Consider the following 17778-nt stretch of genomic DNA (forward strand, 5'->3'; position numbering starts at 1 on the left):
GAAACACCCAATGCACAAAATTTATCTTAGCTATCCGTTTCATTTAGATACCCAATAAACGTTTTCCTTCTTCCGATATATTTTTATGAGACCATGCTGGCTCCCAAACTAAATTAACGGTGGTTTTATAATCAGGATAATGCTGCTCTAGGCAATTTTGCACTCCACCTACTATACTAGATCCCATTGGACAATGTGATGAAGATAAAGTCATCTCTATTTCAATTTGATTTTCTTTTACATAAACCGCATAAACCAAACCTAAATCTATGATATTTATTTCTAGCTCTGGGTCTATAACTAAACGTAGGGTTTCCATAATTTCCATCTTCAAGAAATTATCTTTTTCTGTAATATCAAACTGTTTCATGACTTATTCTTTTGGGTTTATGAAAAACAACCACCAATACATTAGCAACATACAGTAGCGCAGTTGATAAAAAACATATCAATCCTATTTTAACGAGTAAAGTAGATTTCACCATTAAGCCCACATAAAATATCAAGCAGAAAAGCGAAAAAACAACAAGTTGCACTTTAAGCAAACCATTGTTGTATAAGTTTGCGGGCAAAGGGATATTGCCTTTTCCTGTTAAGTGCTCATAATGTTTTACCCAAGCTATATAAGGTAAGGTTTTAAAGGTTTGCCCCAAAATAAGCGCTGTTATCCATCCCATTAATAATAAAGTACCATATAAATTAGAATTTCTGATGGCTAAGGGATTCTCTTTTAACTGATGATAAATGATAAATGGCAATACAATAAGTGCCACTACAAGCAAAATAAAAGATAAAAGCGTATGCCAAATAGGTAAATCTACAGTTTTACGCATTCTACTAAACACACATTCTAAAACATAGGCTAACCAAGCTGTAATTCCACAAGCAGCAATTAAAGCAATAAAATATGTTTTAAAGTTAATTCCGGCATAATAAGTATCTATCAAAAACAAAAGCAAACTAATATTGATGAGATAATAAGCCACATTTAGATATTTAACAGGTTGTTTGGTTGATACTAAAAACATAGGAATAAGTTTAGCACTAGCCCCCATAATGAGTAATAAAAACCAACCACCTATACCCATATGAGCATGCATTTTTAGAAATTGAAGATGGTCCTTAGGCAAAAACGGATATCGGAAATTAAATACCATTAGCAGTCCTAAAATAGCCGTTGCTAAAAGCCAAATGCTTGCTGTAACCATAAACTCTTGATATATATTTTGGTTTTTAACTTGTTTAGCTGTTAAAACCATGTTTAGCACAAAAAACACAATGCCTACTAAAAGAAAAACACTAGCGATTTGCATGATGATGCCGGGCTCAAAAATCCAAAAGGAGAACACTAAAAAAATTAAACCTATAAAGAATAAGCCTAAACTTAACCAGCTTAGTTTTATACTATACAAAGTGGTTTCTAAAATTACCGGGAGCAGTTGATAACAAGCACCAAAAATAATTAAAGTAGCCCATCCTAAAGCTGCTGTGTGGGTGATAGCCAATAATTTGGGATGAAAATAATGTCCGTTTAAATCCTCAGAAGCTATCCATAACATGACAGCCATAGCTAAAAAAGAACAAGCGGCTAGGAGATAATGCGTAACCACTAATTGATATAAGGATGATTGGCTTTGGTTAGTCATGATGGAAAATCAAAAGGTTTATATTTTTATCATCTACTCTTTGCATCAAGCATGTAAAACCACGTTCTTTTAGCTGCTCTAGAAGAATTAATGGAACCTTCTTGTGTTTAACATATAAAGCTTTAGCCTGAGGTAGTTTTTCTAGGCTTTGCAAAATGCTTACCATGGGTAAAGGCATTTCTAAATGCCTAACATCTTGTGTTATTATATCGTCACCAAAAACTTGCAGCTGTTGGTTAAACTCATCATGAGCGCTTTCAAACACATCATTTGTTTTTATTTTCTCTTTTAGCTGATCCTGTTCTTGCTTGGCAAACCATGTGATAACCAAATTGGGGTTTTGTCTTTCTACATGATGTTTAAAACCTTTTTTGGCTAGTAAATGAATTAAAGGTATGGGTTCAAAAGTATTGATAAGCTTTAAACACTGCTGCTGCTGGAGGTTTTCAATAGCATGAAGGATTTGCTTTAAAGGATCTTCCTGACGATTGATAAACGCTCTTACATCTAATGTTACCGGTTCTAAATCCTGAAAAGAAAAATCTTTAAGGCTTAATACTGTATTATCTTCTAAACGCTTAGCATCATCAATCTCAAAACCTATTTCAGACATTTTCTGCATAAAATCTTCTGGCTTGGTACCTGCAATTTTACAGGCATCGGCAATGCTAACTCTGCCTGCAAAAAGTTTCCTTAAAAGCGGATTTCTGAGTTTATTAAAATGAGGATTTAAATCTGCTAAAGCCTCTATCACAGCAGAATTATGCTTTATTAATACAGAAATTTTGGTTTGTAAATTAATTTGCCCAGAATTCATGAGGATAATTTTCTATGTAAGGAACATGTAAATGATCAATCTCTTTACCTATAATTTCTAACTCTTCTGCAGCTAAAGTAGACTCTAGATAAGGAAAAAATTCTCTTTCCTCGTAACGGATATGAGCCTCTAATACCTCAGCTAGACGCATAAGACCCGCTGAATCTTTCGGCTTTGAAGAAATAAGTTGCTGAATTAATGTTCTAATTTCTGTATGCTCTTTCATTACTCTTTTACCATACTCATCATCAGGAAGCAAGTAAACAAGAATCTGATTTTCTTCTGCCTCAAAGTGTTTAAACAATGCTTCCTGAGCAAAATAAGCCACATACTTTATGATTTCTATTACAGCCACTTGCTTTTTTAAGCCTTGCTTAATTTTCCATCCTAATAATAAACCATGATGATGGTCTCTGGATAACTCAATCAGATTCTTGTTACGTTTCATATGCTTTTTGGTGGATTTAAACTGATAAATCTTTCTCTAGACGAATGGCTTTAGGGAAAAGAATGTTGTTTTCTAGATGAACATGATTAAACAAATCGTTTTCAAACTCTTGTAATTTCTTAAAGAGAATAGTGTAAGATGTGCAGGCATCCTGAGGCAACAAATAATTCTGCGTAAGCTCACGAATTTCAGCTAAATCTTCTCCGGCATGTTCATGTTCTACCTCCATAATTTGTGTAGGATTACTTACGCTACCAAAAGGTGCTTCAATAAATTTGGTTTTATTTTTAGCTGCCGATGCTAAAGCTTTAACATGAGGAAAAAGAATTTTTTCTTCTTTTTCAAGATGTAAGCTTAAATCATGAGCTATCCTGTTGAAGATATAAGCAACTTTTATAAGCTCTGGATGTCTATCGCCATGTACACGAGCAACTTTATTTGCGAGTTCAAGAATGAAAGGAATATTTTCTTTTACGTATTGATGATGGGTATTTTCAATATAATCACTTAAAAAACCTAAATCCCATGAATCAAAAGGTAATGCATTTGCCTGCTCTATATCGTTAATTTCAGAAAGTTGTGCTTTTACGACTTCAACATCAATTCCCTTTTTATCGCAAACTTCGGCTAGTGTTTTTTTACCTCCACAGCAAAAATCTATACCTAACTTTTTAAAAACCTGTGCTTTTCTGTAATCTTTTACAACCATTTCACCAATGGTTTCTTGCGGCTGATTTGCATCTATTTTACCAATTTTTACTTCCCAAATTTCTGGACCATTGGCTAAATACTCCCATGTAAAAACATGGCCACGCTCTCCTATCAATTGGTAATAAAGCGGTTTTGGATCGTGGTCGTTATGAATAATAAATGCCTCATTTGGATTTAAATCGTCAAATTTTTCAAAAATTTGTGGATGCTTAAATCGAGGTTCAATCTTGGTTACATCAAGTGTTAGAATAGTTTCCATAAAATTTCTTGCTTTACATAATAAAAGATAAACTTATCTTCTATTACAAAAGAGCTAAGAAATTCAGTAGTAAAAAATGATGACCATCACGTTTGAACGATTTTTAGGAGAATAATTGAAGTAATTAGAGGTCTTTCTTTTTGAAGATTTTAAGTGCCAATATCATAGGAATTACAATCCACAAAAGTTGGAGTATTAAAGAAAAAGCTATGCCTAAACCGCTACCAAAAAACTGCTGATATAAGGCCCCGGTATAACCCATAAGGGCAGAAATATCTAATTGCAAGAGAATCAATATCCTAGCTAAATCAATAGGATTAAGAGAGATAATAGCTATCATGGCTTTTTCTAAAGGATAATCGCCAAAAAGGAAAAGAAAAAGCAGTACCAAGCCATCAAAAATAATAGCGAAATAAAACCAAATCATTAAAGCCAGACCTATCCCTTTAGCTTTATCTCTGGTAATGGTTGATGCCCAAAAAGCAAGAGAAATAAAACTTAGTGTAAGTAAAGCGCCGGTAGCCATCATGGTTAAACCTGTGGTAGAAAAAGCAAATACCGCTATGGGCACACAAACACCCAATACAAAAGCAAGAAGAATAGATGTACTGATACCTATATATTTCCCCATCAGAATATGCAGCCTACTTATTGGCTGTGATACCAAAAGTTCTGTAAACTCGTAAGCATTAAAATAATATGTAGTTGCATAAACAATACTTACCAAGGGCACAATAATGAGCATGACTGTTGTAATACTTACCAAACCTTTAGTAACATCGGCATCAGCCATAAAAATGCTGGTACAAATAATGGCAAGAAGTAAGGTATAAGCAAGTAAAACCTTACTTTTAAGAATATCAAAAATGATATATTTAGCTATTTTAAACATCATGATGCTAAAATTTTAGTTAAGGCTTTGCCTAATTTTTCTTCGCCTGTGCTAGATTTAATTTGGCTAAGTGGCATAAAGAATTTTACTTGTCCTTCAAATAAATACATCACTTCATCTGCAATTTCATCAACCTCGCTCATGATATGTGAAGTAATAAGAATTAATTTCCCTTTCGCCTTTTGCTCCTGTATTTTTTCTTTCAGGATTTCTGCTGCTAAAGGATCTAAACCTGCTGTTGGTTCGTCAAGTATTAAAACATCCGGATTAAATAAACAAGCTAGGGCAGCGCTTACTTTTTGTCGCGTTCCGCCAGATAAGGTATGCATGGCTTTGTTAAACATGCTTTGAAGCTGAAAAGCTGCTATCAAACTTTCATCTAAACCGCTATGCTTTTTCCTGATATCCTGCATCATTTTCAAAAGCTGGCCTATTCGCATATGATCTGGATAACGCCCAATTTGAGGCATATACCCAATATTTTCTTTGTATTGATAGGTGTTCACAACAGGAGAACCTTTAAAAAATATCTCGCCACTATCTGGTATAACCATACCTAAAATAGATTTGATTAAAGTGGTTTTACCTGAAGCATTTGGACCTAAAATAGATACTACCCTACCGCCATTAAAACTACAGTTTAAGCCTTTTAAGACATTGAGTTTGCCAAAAGACTTTTTAAGATTGGAAATTTTTATAAGTTCTTCCATGGTTTCATTTTTGGTTGTACATCTTTAACAGATTCTGGCGTTACCGATGGTATAGAGCGCTCTACTTTATCCATCAGATTAATGATAAAACTCCTCATCAGCATAACACTTTGTGGTATTTGCTCCATAATTTGTGCATATAAACTGATGGGGCGGTATGGAATATCGCCAATGCCGTTTTTATTTAAATCATAACCTTCGTATTTATCCCAATAATTATATTCAAAATGGTTGAGGTTAAGGGTTCCGTTGGTACTTACATCAAAAGAATTGGCAATGAAATTATTAGCTATAAACTTGCTATTTATGCAATTGGCTAATACTCTTATGGCCCATCCGTTATTATTGAAATTGTTTTTACTGATGCTTATTTCCTCGCAAGCTTCCATATAAACACCCGTGGTATTTCTTATGAAATTGTTATTACTTATTTGACTGTAAGAAATATCTTTTAGCAACAAACCGTAAATAGAACTCCCCCAGTTTTCTTTAAAGACATTGTTTGTCATTTTTATGCGTTTAGAATACATCACCGCAACACCAGAACCATTGTTTTTAAAGGTATTGTATTGATAAACATCATCATCAGAAAACATAAAATGTAAGCCGTATCTAAAATTTTCCTCGCTTAAATTGTGGTGTATTAAACTGGCTTTCACAAACTCGAAATAAATCCCATCCCGGTGGCCGGTTACATAATTATTTTTGATGGTGATGTGGTTAGATTTCCAAAGGTGAATGCCATTGCCAGATTCCATTTGTATGGCACTACCTTTACACTCGTTATTTAAGATTTCGATATTTCTAGAATCTGAAACATATATCCCAAAAAAATTATGGAGTAATTTATTGTTACTGATGGTTACATAAGCCGTATGATGCAAACGTATACCTGCATAATCTCTCATGGCTCCGGTTTTAGAGTTTTTAACAATAAAACCATCCACTTTAACGTGGTGTGCGGTAATGGTTAAGCACTCTTCTTTAAAACCAGCATCTAAAACCGGATAACCTTGCCCTAAAATAGTAAGCTGTTTATTAATGAGGGTATTGAAAGAATTGTATTTACCCGCTTTAACTATAATTGTATCTCCGTCTTTTGCTAAGGCAACCGCATTTTTTAACGACGTTATCTTACCTGCTGGAGCAACAACAATAGTCCTAGAAATAAGCATTTCTGGAATAAACAAACATAAGACGAGCAGTAATACCCTCATTTTAAAACAGTTGAAATTTGCTGATTTTCTAAAAGTTCATCCCATGAGAAAATTTCCCAATCTGGATTTTGCCTATTGTTTTCTGCCAATTGTTTTAATTCAAAAGCCGCTAAATTACCACCCATGGGAGATTTAAAAGCTTTGTCTTTTAAGAAATAGGCTTTTTTAGCATCAATAAAATTTCCTGGTTGTGCCACATTCATTGCTAAGAAAGAAGCTTCAGGAACATTAATTTCCTGGTTCTCTTGGATAAAATCTGTCATGCATTCTATAGCATCAAACTTGTAAATTTTGCCTTTAGCGGTTATAATTTCTGCTGCAAACTTATCATCCATAATACTCATTTTACAATGAGCGCAAGCATCTTTACCGTAGCTTATAGGTTCTGGCCCTTGGTTGCAAGCACTTAAGCTTAAGCATATCCATAAAAAACAAATTAGTATTTTCATGATGTTAAAGGTTTAATATTTCTTTCCATAAATAATGTAAGCCCTACCAGTATCACTGCAATTGCGATAAATACACCGCCTATATCTGGAAAAGAACCCGCAAGAAAATTCAATAGTTGTTTGTAGCCAATAAGTGGCGGTTGGTAAGACATCCCCGGCACTTTTATAGCCGCTTTAGGGTCTAGGTTATGGCCGTAATCATACTCCCATAAATAAAAATCTACTAAACCCACTACAGAAAAAGACATCAGTAAAATAAATAGAAACCATAAAAGCTTTTTATTGCCTATTGTGGCCGTTAAAAAAGCAGTTAACACAATTGCAGCAAAAATATAGGGTACAATTTTAAACTCTATAAAATCTTCTACAAAAATATGTTTCATACCGATGTAGTGGTTTAAGCCATTTATTTGGTCAACATTTCCGGTTATATTATTTAGCCAGATTTTTAAGCCTAAACCTTCTGGGTATTGTGGTGCCTCTAAAATGATTTGCCACAAAGGCAAGAAATAAGCACTTAATAAGAGTAACCCGCTTATGGCAATGATAATTCTGGATTTCTTTTTCATGACTCAATTTTAAAAAACCGGGGGAATTTCTCCCCCGACTTGTTGGTTATTTTTTGGCTATTGGATTCTCCCCTATTTTATAGGAAATAGGAAGTGTAGAGCTTTTTGGAGATACCCTGATATAGCCAGACATTTCTTGGTGTAAGGCAGAGCAAAAATCTGTACAATAGAAAGGGAACATCGCTACGCGGTCTGGCACCCATTTTAATGTTGCTGTTTCACCTGGCATCACTAAAAGCTCGGCTGTATTGGCACCTTTTACGGCAAAACCATGCGGCACATCCCAATCTTGCTCTAAATTTGTTAAATGGAAATAAACTTCATCGCCTAGTTTAATGCCTTCAATATTGTCTGGCGCTAAGTGAGAGCGAATGGCTGTCATGTAAACATCAACACGGTTTCCTTTTCTTACCACTCTTGCGTCTTTTTCTGATTTAGCAACGTAAGGATGGTGGTTATCTTCTAATTTGAAAAACTTAACTTGATTTTTGGTTACAAGCGCTGCAGGGATAGATTGAGCATAATGCGGCTCGCCAATGGTAGGAAAATCTAACAATAGCTTCATTTTATTACCAGTAATATCTATCAATTGAGCTGATTGTGTAAGCTCTGGCCCGGTTGATAAATACCTGTCTTTGGTAATTTTGTTAAGCGCTACTACATATTTTCCGTAAGGTTTTTTATTATCACCACCCGGAACAGATAAGTGACCAATAGAATAATAAGTAGGAATTCTGTCTATAATCTCTCTGGTAGATAATTTCCATTTCACAATTTCTGAAGAAACAAACATAGAAGTATAAGCATAACCTTCGCTATCAAACTCGGTATGTAATGGGCCTAAACCTGGTTTTTCTACTTCGCCTTCTAAAACGGCGGCATATTTAAGAACTGGTATGCCTGTTTCTAAACCTTGGTCTTCAAACTGTTTGCTTTCTATAGCTTTTAACATTTTTTTGAAAGAAAATACCGGAATAACAGCTGCTAGTTTACCACTGGCCACAATATATTCACCACTTGGGTCTACATCTGCACCATGCGGAGATTTTGGACAAGGGATATAGTAAACAATACCCGGATAATCTTTAACATCTAACATTAATACATCTTTTTTGATGGTTGATGTTGCAGAGTGTGTTTCTTCATTCCATACGTTATGTGCGTATCTGGCAGGTACTTTTTTACCTTTCCCTTGTGCTATAAGCTGCTCTGCTTTTCTCCAATTTACAGCCATCACAAAATCTTTATCACGCTGACTGGCATTTACTTCTAACATGGTATTGGCTTGCTCTGTATTGTAAGTAGAAAAGAAAATCCAATCTTTAGAAACGCCTTTTCCGGCTCTGGCTAAATCATAATTGAAACCAGGAATTACCAATTGAAAAGCTAAATTCATGGTACCTTTATCTTTATCTACTTTTATAAAAGATGCAGCACCTTTAAAGTTTTGTTTGTAAGAATCTATAGATACATCACTATTGGCATCTAAAGGAACACTAAAACGGGTGTTACCTACAATATACTCGGTATTTTCTGTGCAAAACGGCGATGCGTGATTTCCGCCAACATTAGGAAGTTCAATAATCTCTTCTGTTTTAAAAGTAGCAAGGTTAATTCTGGCAATTCTTGGTGTATTATTACCATTAATGAATAACCAGCGACCATCATCCTGTCCATTAGTTTTTGATAATTGTGGATGGTGGGTATCATCCCAAGGGACAAAACCATGCGATGTATTGAGCATGGGTTTGGTTTCTTCTGAATAGCCATAACCATTTTCTGGATTTTGAGAAAATACCGGAATCACTTTTAACAATCGGCCAGAAGGTAAACCGTAAGCAGCAATTTGCCCGCTAAAACCTCCGGAAGCAAACATATAAAGTTCATCATACTTCCCTGGCGCTACATAAACCTTTTCGGCGGCATCTCCATCTGCCTCTTGGCTTACTTTCCCTGGTTTACAACCAGAAAAACCCATAGCTGTTACAACAGTAATACCTGCTGCAACCCATAAACAATTAAATTTCATTTTCATGTCTTTATATTTTAAATTTTATTGTGAGTCGTTTTTGCGAAGAAATTCCAGAATCTGTCTGGCTTCATCATCAGATACATTCTGAAAAGTCATTTGAACTAAATGTTCTTCAAATAAGGCTTTAGCAACAGGGTCCTTTTTGGTCATTTCTTCTGGATTGGTAATCATATTCATGATCCATTCTGGTTCTCTGATATTGGTGATATTTTTAAGACCTGGCCCAACTACCTTATCTGCTGTGGTTTTGTGGCAAGCAGCACATTTAGAAGTAAAAACAGCTTCTCCTTTGGCTGCCAAATCATGATCTATAGGCCCAATCTCTACTGATGTAAAACGCCCTACTCCCTTGCTGTTACTTTTGGCTTTGGTATCTGTAACGGTTGCTTGCTCTGCTGGCGCTTCTGTTTGCTCTTGTGTTGATGTAGGCTTATCGCTACCACCACATGCGTAAATGAAGGTTACTATTACCATCCATAATGCAATTGATACTTTTGTTAAATTTTTCATTTTACCTGTTTTATGAGTTAATAATATTCTTGTTAAATCTGCTCCGCTGTTTTTAATTGATGCAAATTCTATTACCATTATAATTAAAGACAAAATTATCTTTTATTATTTTCTGATAAATGATTTACATCACATTCTTAGATTTATAAAGAAAAAGAGACGTAATTATAATTTTTGCTTTATCATAACATGTTTAACTTAGCCATGATTTTTATTCAGAATGATACTTTCAAAATCTTGCGAATATGCTGTTAGGGCAGCTATTTATATCGCTTTAAAAACACAACAAGGTGAAAAAACCGGGATAATTGCTATTTCTGAAGCTATTGGCTCGCCTACACATTTTACTGGAAAAATTTTACAAGCTTTAGCTCGTAAAAAAGTAATCTCTTCTATTAAAGGACCACACGGAGGCTTTTTCATAGAAAACCCAAAAGATATTTATTTAGTAGATATTATAAAAGCAATTGATGGTTCTGGCCTGTTTAGCTCTTGTGTAATGGGTTTAAAAACTTGCTCTGATACCAAACCCTGCCCAATGCATGAACAAATTAAACCCATAAGAACACAATTACTTACAGAGTTTAGTAAAAAATCTGTTGATGAACTGGTAAAAGACTTTGATAAAACAGGTTACTTTCTGAGATAAAATTCATTTTCTTCTTTTTTTTTCCTGAATAAGCCTTTTGTTTATCTAATTCAGTGTTAAGAAAATAAAAATCGATTTCCATTTTTGTTAGACATTCATTTACAATACTTTACAAAATTTATTTTTTCTTAGATTTTAAAAAAAATAGCTACATTTAAAATTCCTAAAAACCAATTTTAAAAGATAATTTAGAATCTATTATGACCAGATTAAACTGTAGAATTACAGGAATACTAGCTTCGCTATTTTTTCTTGTGTCTTTTTCTAGTACGCTTAAAGCTCAAAAATTTGAAGCCAATCTTGAATCGTTTAAACAATACGAATACCCAGCATGGTTTAGAGATGCTAAGTTTGGTATATGGTCTCATTGGGGGCCACAAGCTGTACCCAGACAAGGCGACTGGTATGCCAGAGACATGTACCAAAGCGATTATTATGATAGAAAAAAGAATGAATATACCGGCAAACCTCATCCTGCTTACCTCTATCATGTAAAAACTTATGGTCATCCGTCAAAATTTGGCTATAAAGATTTATTACCTCTTTGGAAAGCAGAAAGATGGAATCCAGAGCAATTAATGGCTCTATTTAAAAGAGTTGGAGCTAAATATTTTGTGAGTATGGCTGTGCATCATGATAATTTCTTTTTATGGAATTCTAAAATCCACAAATGGAACTCGGTGAACATAGGTCCTAAAAAAGATGTTGTTGCACTATGGCAACAAGCGGCTAAAAAAGAAGGCTTAAGGTTTGGCGTTTCTGAACATTTAGGAGCTAGTTATAACTGGTTTCAAACTAATAAGGGTGCTGATAAAACTGGGCCTTTAGCTGGTGTCCCTTATGATGGAAACGACCCTCAGTATGAAGATTTATATTATGCTAAATCTGATGAAAAGGCATGGTTAACTACAGACCCTAAAAACCATGCTCATTGGTTAAAAAGCGTTAAAGAATTGATAGACCTTTACCAACCAGATTTATTATATTCTGATAGTGAATTACCTTTTGGTGAAACTGGCCATAAAATGCTAGCTCATTTTTATAATCAGGATATTGCAAAAAACAACGGGAAATTAGAAGCCGTTTACAATAGCAAAAGAAGACCATCTGAAGGACGTTGGGTACAAGACATAGAACGTGGCGTAATGGACTCTATCAGTCCGTTTCCTTGGCAAACAGATACTTCTATTGGAGATTGGTTTTACCGTACCGGCCAAAAATACCGTAGTGGAACAGAAATTTTGCAAATGTTGGTTGATATAGTAAGTAAGAACGGAAACTTATTAATTAACGTAGTACAAACCCCTGAAGGAGATTTAGAACCTGATGTTTTAAACATCTTAGAAGAAATTGCCGCTTGGACGCCAGTAAACGGAGAAGCTATTTATGGCTCTAGACCTTGGAAAATTTATGGCGAAGGACCATCAACCAGCTCTAACAAGCCAGAAGGTAAATTTGGTGGTGTTAGCGATGAGCGTTCTTTTGAATCAACTGATATCCGTTTCACAACAAAAGGCGAAACATTATATGCTTTCTGTATGAAAAATCCTCAAAATGAGATTAGCATACAAGCATTAGGTAAAAACACAAAATACAATAATAAAACTATTGCTTCTATAGAGTTATTGGGAAGCAAAGAAAAACTAAATTGGAAACAAGAAAATGGCAAGTTGGTTATCCAGAAACCAACAAAACTTCCAAATTCGCAGGTAACCACTTACAAAATACAGTTTAAAAACTAAATTAAAAAAAGCCCGAAGTTGATGAAATTTCGGGCTTTTTTTTTATGATTAACCTGCTTATTACAACAATTTATCTATAGAGTTCCATATAATCCGGATACTAGAAATTAGGACAATTAAACCTACTCCAATAAACATTTTCTTTACAGGGAGTTTTCCTACCAATCTGGCTGCTATAGGTGCAGCTAAAAGCCCTCCTAAAATTAAACCTATAATGGTTTCTATATGGCTTGTACCCAACATGATAAAGAAGGTTAACGCACTGGCCATAGTAACAAAAAACTCGGTTAAACTAACAGAACCAATAACATATTTTGGACTTCTACCTTTAGATATTAAGGTACTGGTAACTAAAGGGCCCCAGCCACCGCCACCAAAAGAATCCAAAAAGCCACCTGCACCCGCTAACCAACCTGCTCTCTTTACTTTTTTGGGTTTGATATCTGTTTTGAAGGCATTAGTTAAAATTCTAACTCCTAAAATAAAGGTGTAAACAGAAAGTACCGGACGCACCCATTTAGAATTCTCTTCGCCCAGAGTTGTTAATAATAAAGCACCTACTATAGCACCAATAACACCCGGAATTAAAAGTGTTTTAAACAGCTTCATATTCACATTACCAAACCTGTAATGGCTAAAGCCTGATGCACCGCTTGAAAACATCTCTGCCGTATGTATACTTCCAGAAATAACAGCCGGATTTAATCCGCCAGATAGCAATAAAGTAGTAGAAATTACACCATAGCCCATACCCAATGCACCATCTACCATCTGGGCAAAAAATCCAACAGCCACCATAAACAAAAATTGCTTATCTACCTGCTTAATTATATAGTCTTTAACCTCATTAAAAGTAAAATACTCTACCACACTTACACCTATTATCACTAAAGCTAATAGGGCTAAACTGAGTGTAGCAATGTTCTTCCATTTTCTTTCTTCTGTTTTAGGTAAATTTGTTTTTGTCTGCGTTGTTTTTTGCTCTGTCATTCTGAATTGTATAAATGGAAAAAATCTGGCCCTGTCTTTATTCAAAAACAGGAACCAGATTAACCAGCGTGTTAATTAAATTTTAGTTTAAAAGTCCATCAAATGTAAGTGCTAAATAATACAAACCACCTAGGGTTGGTCCGCCTGCATATTGCACATAATTTCTATTTAAGATATTAGTACCTCCTAATTTTATATTAGCTTTTGCCTGAGGAACTTTATAAGTAACCTGCGCATCAAAAGAGTGAAATGCTGGCACAGTACCATTTACAAGCGGACTTTCCCACAAGAAAGATTCTTGCCATCTCCAACCCACATTAAAGCCTAGGTTTTTAACAATTTCTCTGTTGCCAAAAGATAAATTTGTTGCCCAATTAGGCGTATTAAAACCAGTTACAAAAATATCTCTGTTTTTATTTTCTGTGATATCGTTATAGTTGATATTCCCGGCAATGGTAAATTTCTGATAGAAGTTATAAGTTAAACCCAAAGCAGAACCATAATTGGTATATCTATTTTTTGCATTTGTATAAACTCTATAACGTATCTGCTGATTGTTACGATTAGTTTGCACAGAGGCTAAAACAGCTTCATCTGTACCAACCGTTACTTGTTGTGTTAAATTGGTACCTGCTCTGTAAGGTACAGCAACCTCAACCTGGCCTAAGAAACCATCATATTCATTCATATAAGCATCAATATCCACAACTAATTTATTTTCTAATAAAACGCTTTTATAACCTATCTCAAAAGAGTTAATACGCTCTGGACGAGTTTCTCCTAAATTGGTAACCTCTAAAAGGTCTCTGTTTTGAAGTGCCGCTGCATTTGTAGTAGCCCCACCTGCTACGCTTCTGTTTACCGCAGCATTAAATGCATTTATAGATGCTAAAGTGTAAGAATTATCTAAATAATTTAAACCATTATTGATGTAAGATAAACCGCCTACCCTTCTGATATTTCCATTATTCACATAAGAAATAGCTTCAAACAAGGCAGGGAAACGGTACCCATTTTGGAAAGATGCTCTGAAATTATGCTTTTGCGCTAAGGTATAAACAGCCGCTATACGAGGGTTTAATTTAGGATCAAATTCTGGGTTATAATCTAATCTTACCGAACCAAATAACTTTAATTTATCACCAAAAAGGTTTTTGTTACTTGCGCAAATGAACCAAATTTCTTGTAATAAACATTATTTCCGAAGCTCCCATCGGCTAAAGGAGTAGTTCTATCTGCTATAGGTCTAGAGAAGTCTACGAAGTTATTACCATCAGGGATAACCTCATAAACACGAGCATCAGCACCTATCAATAAATCAAATATTTTAACTTTTTCTGATAAATCCCACTGCGCATCGGTATGGTAAGTACGACTCCTCTGCGTTAAAAATGCTCCTCCGGTTGCTGGCGCACCCGGGATAACAGCGCCATGATCCCAATTATTGATTTTGATAATTTGGCTTTTTAACGCATTAAAAGCTGCTGTACCTGGCTCTACTCTACTAGCATCTGCTGCTGCCCTACCTACACGTAATGCTTCGGCTAATGGTGTACCGTTGTTTAGCGCATTTTGTAGAGCTGTTCTATATTTTGCGCCCCATACAGCATTAGTTCCTCCACTGGTGATATCTAAATTATCAACCAAAGGTTTGATATTGTAAGAATCGCCTGTGTTTTCTACAGATAAGTAAGATTTGATAAAATAGTTAGCCCCTTTAAGCTCTAGCTTGTGGTTTTGTACATTTACATTATCCATTTGTATTTTGTTACCACGTTGAAATAAACCATCTAGTTTACCAAAACGGTAGCCATAAGAAAGCTCGGCATGATCACCAAATCTGTAATGTAAAGCAGCATCAAATTTTAAGTTATCTACTGTAGGTTGTACCACATCTTTTTCAAAATATCCTGTTCTTCTTACGATGATACTTTGGTTTCCTGTTCTACCTGGGATGCTTAAACCAGTAAGCGTTACAGCATTGCTACCATTATCATCTCCATATTTATTCCAAGCATCATAAGCTGGGTTATCCGCATCAGCGTTAAGCTCTGGAAAAGAAGGATTTGCGGTATTTAAATTGTTAGGATTTTGATTTGTACGCGTATCAGAAACCCAATCTGTACCTCTCATGTAGCTTAAATTAACCTTGAAGGCAAATTTGTTATTAAAAGCTTTAGCATAACGGATAGCCGTTTCAGATAAATTGCTAAGCTCTCTTCCTGTGCCTCCCAAATGATTTAAACCACTTTTTTGGTAAACACTTAACCCTTGATATAGAAAAGGACTTTTAGTTATTAAGTTGGCCATACCATTGATAGCATTCATCCCATAAAGGGCAGAAGCCGCACCCGGAGTAATCTCAACACTGGCAATATCTAATTCGGTTGGCCCGATAGCATTACCCAGCGGTACGCCTAAAGTACCCGCTTGCATATCCACACCATCTACCAATTGTACAAAACGAAAGTTATTAGGAATATTAAATCCCCTGGTGTTTGGAACTTTAAAAGTGATGCTTGAGGTGGTCATTTGTACACCTTTAACATTTTCTAAAGCATCGTAAAAACTTGGAGCCGGAGATTCTCTTATAGCTCTGATATCTAATTTCTCAATAGCTACCGGAGATTTCAAAATACTCTCTTCTACCCTAGATGCAGTTACCACAACCTCTCTACCTAGTTGAGTTTGCGTAACAAGCTCTATATTAAGCTTAGAATCTGCATTTTCTATAAGAAATTCCTGAGTTTGAAATCCAACACTAGAAATAACTAAAGTAAAAGGAAATTTGGCTCTGGTTCTTAGCTCAAACAGGCCGGCAGAATTTGTGGATGTTCCAGAAACAGTATTTTTTATAGTTACAGTTACGCCCGGAAGAGGTAATTTATCATCTTGCCCAAGTACAGTACCGGATATAACAATAAAGTTATTTCCTTGAGCTGAAGTTGTTTTGGTACTGCCAATAAGTAGCAGTATAAGTAAGATAGTGGTATATAGTTTATTCATGATTTCTTTTTAATTCTTATTCATATTTCATTCTTCTTTTTGCGGAGGTTAGCTCTTCTAACAACAACACATTTTCAACATCATCATAGTCGACATAATTTACATAAACAATAAATCCTACTGATTTAGTCGACAATATTAAAACAAACTTTTAAACTATACAAATAAAATCAATAGATTTTGTAGATTTTATTTTTACTTTAGTGATTTCTAAGCAAAACATATGAAATGGATTACCAGAAAAAGGCCTAAAATTGATAGAATAGCTTGCCCTTGGCTTATTAAAAGATTTATTGATGCTGATGCAGAAATAATTTATGTAGCAGAGCAAGATGTTATAAGAAAAGCTCGAGAGTTGGGCGCAATTCCGTTTGATGTCCCTCATGTAGAGTTTACCCATTATCAAGATAAATGTACTTTCGATTATTTTATTGAGAAATACAAGCTAGAAGACGAGGCGCTTACTACCCTATCTTTAATTGTTAGAGGTGCCGATACAGATGCCCATCATTTAGCCCCACAAGCATCTGGTTTATGGGCAATCTCCGCTGGTTTGGCTTATAATTATAAAGATGATGATGAACTTTTAGAGATAGGACTTACTATTTACGATGCTTTATACAGTTGGGCAAAACATTTAAAGCATGTTAAACATACCCAAAACACTACCGATAGTTTGTTTCTTGATGTTTATCATAAATATCTGAAACATCAAAAAGAGCAGGGTAAAAAAACGCCATCCTGGGCAAAAGAACTCAAGGAAATTATACAAGACCAAATAGACATTAATATAAATGTTAGTTTAAAAGATGTTTCCGAAGAGTTAAACGTTAACCCAGCTTATATATCCCGAGAGTTTGCTAAACATTTTGATAATCTTTCTTTTGGAGATTATATTAGAAAACTACGCATAGAAAAAGCTATATCTTTAATAGAAAGCACTGATTATAAATTATCAGAAATAGCTTTTCTTACGGGATTTTCAGATCAAAGTCATTTCACCAGAATCTTCAAAAAAATTTATGATGTTAGCCCTGCTCAATATAAAAAAGCTTTAAAAAGTAAAATACATCCAAAAGGTAAAATCTCTTCTAAATAGTTTGTGCATCAGCCTTTATTCTTGTACAAAAA

18 protein-coding genes are annotated in these 17778 nt (G+C 34.9%); 3 read left to right on the forward strand and 15 right to left on the reverse strand.

The genetic code is table 11. The annotated features are described in order from the left end of the window. Positions 1-43 precede the first annotated feature (43 nt). From FYC62_RS07765 to FYC62_RS07820, 12 genes are all read right to left on the reverse strand, one after another. Positions 44-370 (reverse strand): metal-sulfur cluster assembly factor, encoded by a 327-nt coding sequence (locus FYC62_RS07765; RefSeq protein WP_052176701.1) that lies wholly within the window; start codon positions 368-370, stop codon positions 44-46. Continuing rightward, a complete protein-coding gene (locus tag FYC62_RS07770; RefSeq protein WP_149074545.1) occupies positions 357-1646 on the reverse strand; it encodes a hypothetical protein in 1290 nt (429 codons plus the stop codon). The genes FYC62_RS07765 and FYC62_RS07770 overlap by 14 nt, the downstream gene beginning before the upstream one ends. Further along, positions 1639-2463, reverse strand: coding sequence for a DUF2249 domain-containing protein (locus FYC62_RS07775; RefSeq protein ID WP_149074546.1), 825 nt, complete (start codon positions 2461-2463; stop codon positions 1639-1641). The genes FYC62_RS07770 and FYC62_RS07775 overlap by 8 nt, the downstream gene beginning before the upstream one ends. Further along, a complete protein-coding gene (locus FYC62_RS07780; protein ID WP_149074547.1) occupies positions 2444-2911 on the reverse strand; it encodes a hemerythrin domain-containing protein in 468 nt (155 codons plus the stop codon). The genes FYC62_RS07775 and FYC62_RS07780 overlap by 20 nt, the downstream gene beginning before the upstream one ends. A 16-nt stretch (positions 2912-2927) precedes the next feature. After that, entirely contained in the window at positions 2928-3881 is a 954-nt protein-coding gene (gene ric, locus FYC62_RS07785; RefSeq protein WP_149074548.1) for an iron-sulfur cluster repair di-iron protein, read from the reverse strand. 124 nt (positions 3882-4005) lie between these two features. Further along, positions 4006-4776 (reverse strand): ABC transporter permease subunit, encoded by a 771-nt coding sequence (locus tag FYC62_RS07790; RefSeq protein ID WP_229655552.1) that lies wholly within the window; start codon positions 4774-4776, stop codon positions 4006-4008. After that, positions 4773-5483 (reverse strand): ABC transporter ATP-binding protein, encoded by a 711-nt coding sequence (locus FYC62_RS07795; protein WP_149074549.1) that lies wholly within the window; start codon positions 5481-5483, stop codon positions 4773-4775. The genes FYC62_RS07790 and FYC62_RS07795 overlap by 4 nt, the downstream gene beginning before the upstream one ends. Then, on the reverse strand, positions 5468-6658 hold the full coding sequence (nosD, locus tag FYC62_RS07800; RefSeq protein ID WP_240534859.1) for a nitrous oxide reductase family maturation protein NosD: 1191 nt from the start codon (positions 6656-6658) through the stop codon (positions 5468-5470). Before nosD ends, FYC62_RS07795 begins: the two co-directional genes overlap by 16 nt. A 38-nt stretch (positions 6659-6696) precedes the next feature. Further along, positions 6697-7149: a nitrous oxide reductase accessory protein NosL gene (locus tag FYC62_RS07805; RefSeq protein ID WP_039447302.1), complete on the reverse strand. Its 453-nt coding sequence runs from the start codon at positions 7147-7149 to the stop codon at positions 6697-6699. After that, positions 7146-7718, reverse strand: coding sequence for a hypothetical protein (locus FYC62_RS07810; protein ID WP_149074551.1), 573 nt, complete (start codon positions 7716-7718; stop codon positions 7146-7148). Before FYC62_RS07810 ends, FYC62_RS07805 begins: the two co-directional genes overlap by 4 nt. A gap of 46 nt (positions 7719-7764) precedes the next feature. Beyond that, on the reverse strand, positions 7765-9753 hold the full coding sequence (gene nosZ, locus FYC62_RS07815) for a Sec-dependent nitrous-oxide reductase (RefSeq protein ID WP_039447307.1): 1989 nt from the start codon (positions 9751-9753) through the stop codon (positions 7765-7767). A gap of 18 nt (positions 9754-9771) precedes the next feature. Continuing rightward, positions 9772-10353, reverse strand: coding sequence for a c-type cytochrome (locus tag FYC62_RS07820; protein ID WP_240534860.1), 582 nt, complete (start codon positions 10351-10353; stop codon positions 9772-9774). 127 nt (positions 10354-10480) lie between these two features. Here FYC62_RS07820 and FYC62_RS07825 point away from each other — a divergent pair, with 127 nt between their 5' ends. Both FYC62_RS07825 and FYC62_RS07830 read left to right on the forward strand, forming a co-directional pair. Continuing rightward, on the forward strand, positions 10481-10909 hold the full coding sequence (locus FYC62_RS07825) for an RrF2 family transcriptional regulator (RefSeq protein WP_052176702.1): 429 nt from the start codon (positions 10481-10483) through the stop codon (positions 10907-10909). Between the two features lie 200 nt (positions 10910-11109). Further along, positions 11110-12651, forward strand: coding sequence for an alpha-L-fucosidase (locus FYC62_RS07830; RefSeq protein ID WP_149074552.1), 1542 nt, complete (start codon positions 11110-11112; stop codon positions 12649-12651). Positions 12652-12711: 60 nt separating this feature from the next. Here FYC62_RS07830 and FYC62_RS07835 read toward each other — a convergent pair whose 3' ends face one another. From FYC62_RS07835 to FYC62_RS17535, 3 genes are all read right to left on the reverse strand, one after another. Continuing rightward, positions 12712-13641, reverse strand: a complete 930-nt coding sequence (locus FYC62_RS07835) for a sulfite exporter TauE/SafE family protein (protein WP_149074553.1) — start codon at positions 13639-13641, stop codon at positions 12712-12714. Positions 13642-13723: 82 nt separating this feature from the next. Further along, on the reverse strand, positions 13724-14821 hold the full coding sequence (locus FYC62_RS17530) for a TonB-dependent receptor (protein WP_317131540.1): 1098 nt from the start codon (positions 14819-14821) through the stop codon (positions 13724-13726). Then, the gene (locus FYC62_RS17535) at positions 14773-16647 is read right to left on the reverse strand and encodes a carboxypeptidase-like regulatory domain-containing protein (protein WP_240534861.1); all 1875 of its coding nucleotides are present in this window, start codon (positions 16645-16647) and stop codon (positions 14773-14775) included. Before FYC62_RS17535 ends, FYC62_RS17530 begins: the two co-directional genes overlap by 49 nt. A gap of 223 nt (positions 16648-16870) precedes the next feature. On the opposite strand from FYC62_RS17535, the gene FYC62_RS07845 reads away from it, so the two are divergent. After that, complete coding sequence (locus FYC62_RS07845; RefSeq protein WP_039447316.1) at positions 16871-17746, forward strand: chromate resistance protein ChrB domain-containing protein; 876 nt, start codon at positions 16871-16873, stop codon at positions 17744-17746. Positions 17747-17778 lie beyond the last annotated feature (32 nt).

The sequence above is a fragment of the Pedobacter aquae genome (assembly GCF_008195825.1).
Lineage (GTDB): Bacteria > Bacteroidota > Bacteroidia > Sphingobacteriales > Sphingobacteriaceae > Pseudopedobacter > Pseudopedobacter aquae.

Bases quoted from the DNA above. Each gene is read 5' to 3' on its own strand.
- FYC62_RS07795 (WP_149074549.1), bottom strand. From the start codon at position 5,483: ATGGAAGAACTTATAAAAATTTCCAATCTTAAAAAGTCTTTTGGCAAA.
- FYC62_RS07825 (WP_052176702.1), top strand. From the start codon at position 10,481: ATGATACTTTCAAAATCTTGCGAATATGCTGTTAGGGCAGCTATTTAT.
- FYC62_RS07780 (WP_149074547.1), bottom strand. From the start codon at position 2,911: ATGAAACGTAACAAGAATCTGATTGAGTTATCCAGAGACCATCATCAT.
- FYC62_RS17535 (WP_240534861.1), bottom strand. From the start codon at position 16,647: ATGAATAAACTATATACCACTATCTTACTTATACTGCTACTTATTGGC.
- FYC62_RS07765 (WP_052176701.1), bottom strand. From the start codon at position 370: ATGAAACAGTTTGATATTACAGAAAAAGATAATTTCTTGAAGATGGAA.
- FYC62_RS07790 (WP_229655552.1), bottom strand. From the start codon at position 4,776: ATGATGTTTAAAATAGCTAAATATATCATTTTTGATATTCTTAAAAGT.
- FYC62_RS07830 (WP_149074552.1), top strand. From the start codon at position 11,110: ATGACCAGATTAAACTGTAGAATTACAGGAATACTAGCTTCGCTATTT.
- FYC62_RS07775 (WP_149074546.1), bottom strand. From the start codon at position 2,463: ATGAATTCTGGGCAAATTAATTTACAAACCAAAATTTCTGTATTAATA.
- FYC62_RS07810 (WP_149074551.1), bottom strand. From the start codon at position 7,718: ATGAAAAAGAAATCCAGAATTATCATTGCCATAAGCGGGTTACTCTTA.
- FYC62_RS07845 (WP_039447316.1), top strand. From the start codon at position 16,871: ATGAAATGGATTACCAGAAAAAGGCCTAAAATTGATAGAATAGCTTGC.
- nosD (WP_240534859.1), bottom strand. From the start codon at position 6,658: ATGCTTATTTCTAGGACTATTGTTGTTGCTCCAGCAGGTAAGATAACG.
- FYC62_RS07805 (WP_039447302.1), bottom strand. From the start codon at position 7,149: ATGAAAATACTAATTTGTTTTTTATGGATATGCTTAAGCTTAAGTGCT.
- FYC62_RS07770 (WP_149074545.1), bottom strand. From the start codon at position 1,646: ATGACTAACCAAAGCCAATCATCCTTATATCAATTAGTGGTTACGCAT.
- ric (WP_149074548.1), bottom strand. From the start codon at position 3,881: ATGGAAACTATTCTAACACTTGATGTAACCAAGATTGAACCTCGATTT.
- FYC62_RS07835 (WP_149074553.1), bottom strand. From the start codon at position 13,641: ATGACAGAGCAAAAAACAACGCAGACAAAAACAAATTTACCTAAAACA.
- nosZ (WP_039447307.1), bottom strand. From the start codon at position 9,753: ATGAAAATGAAATTTAATTGTTTATGGGTTGCAGCAGGTATTACTGTT.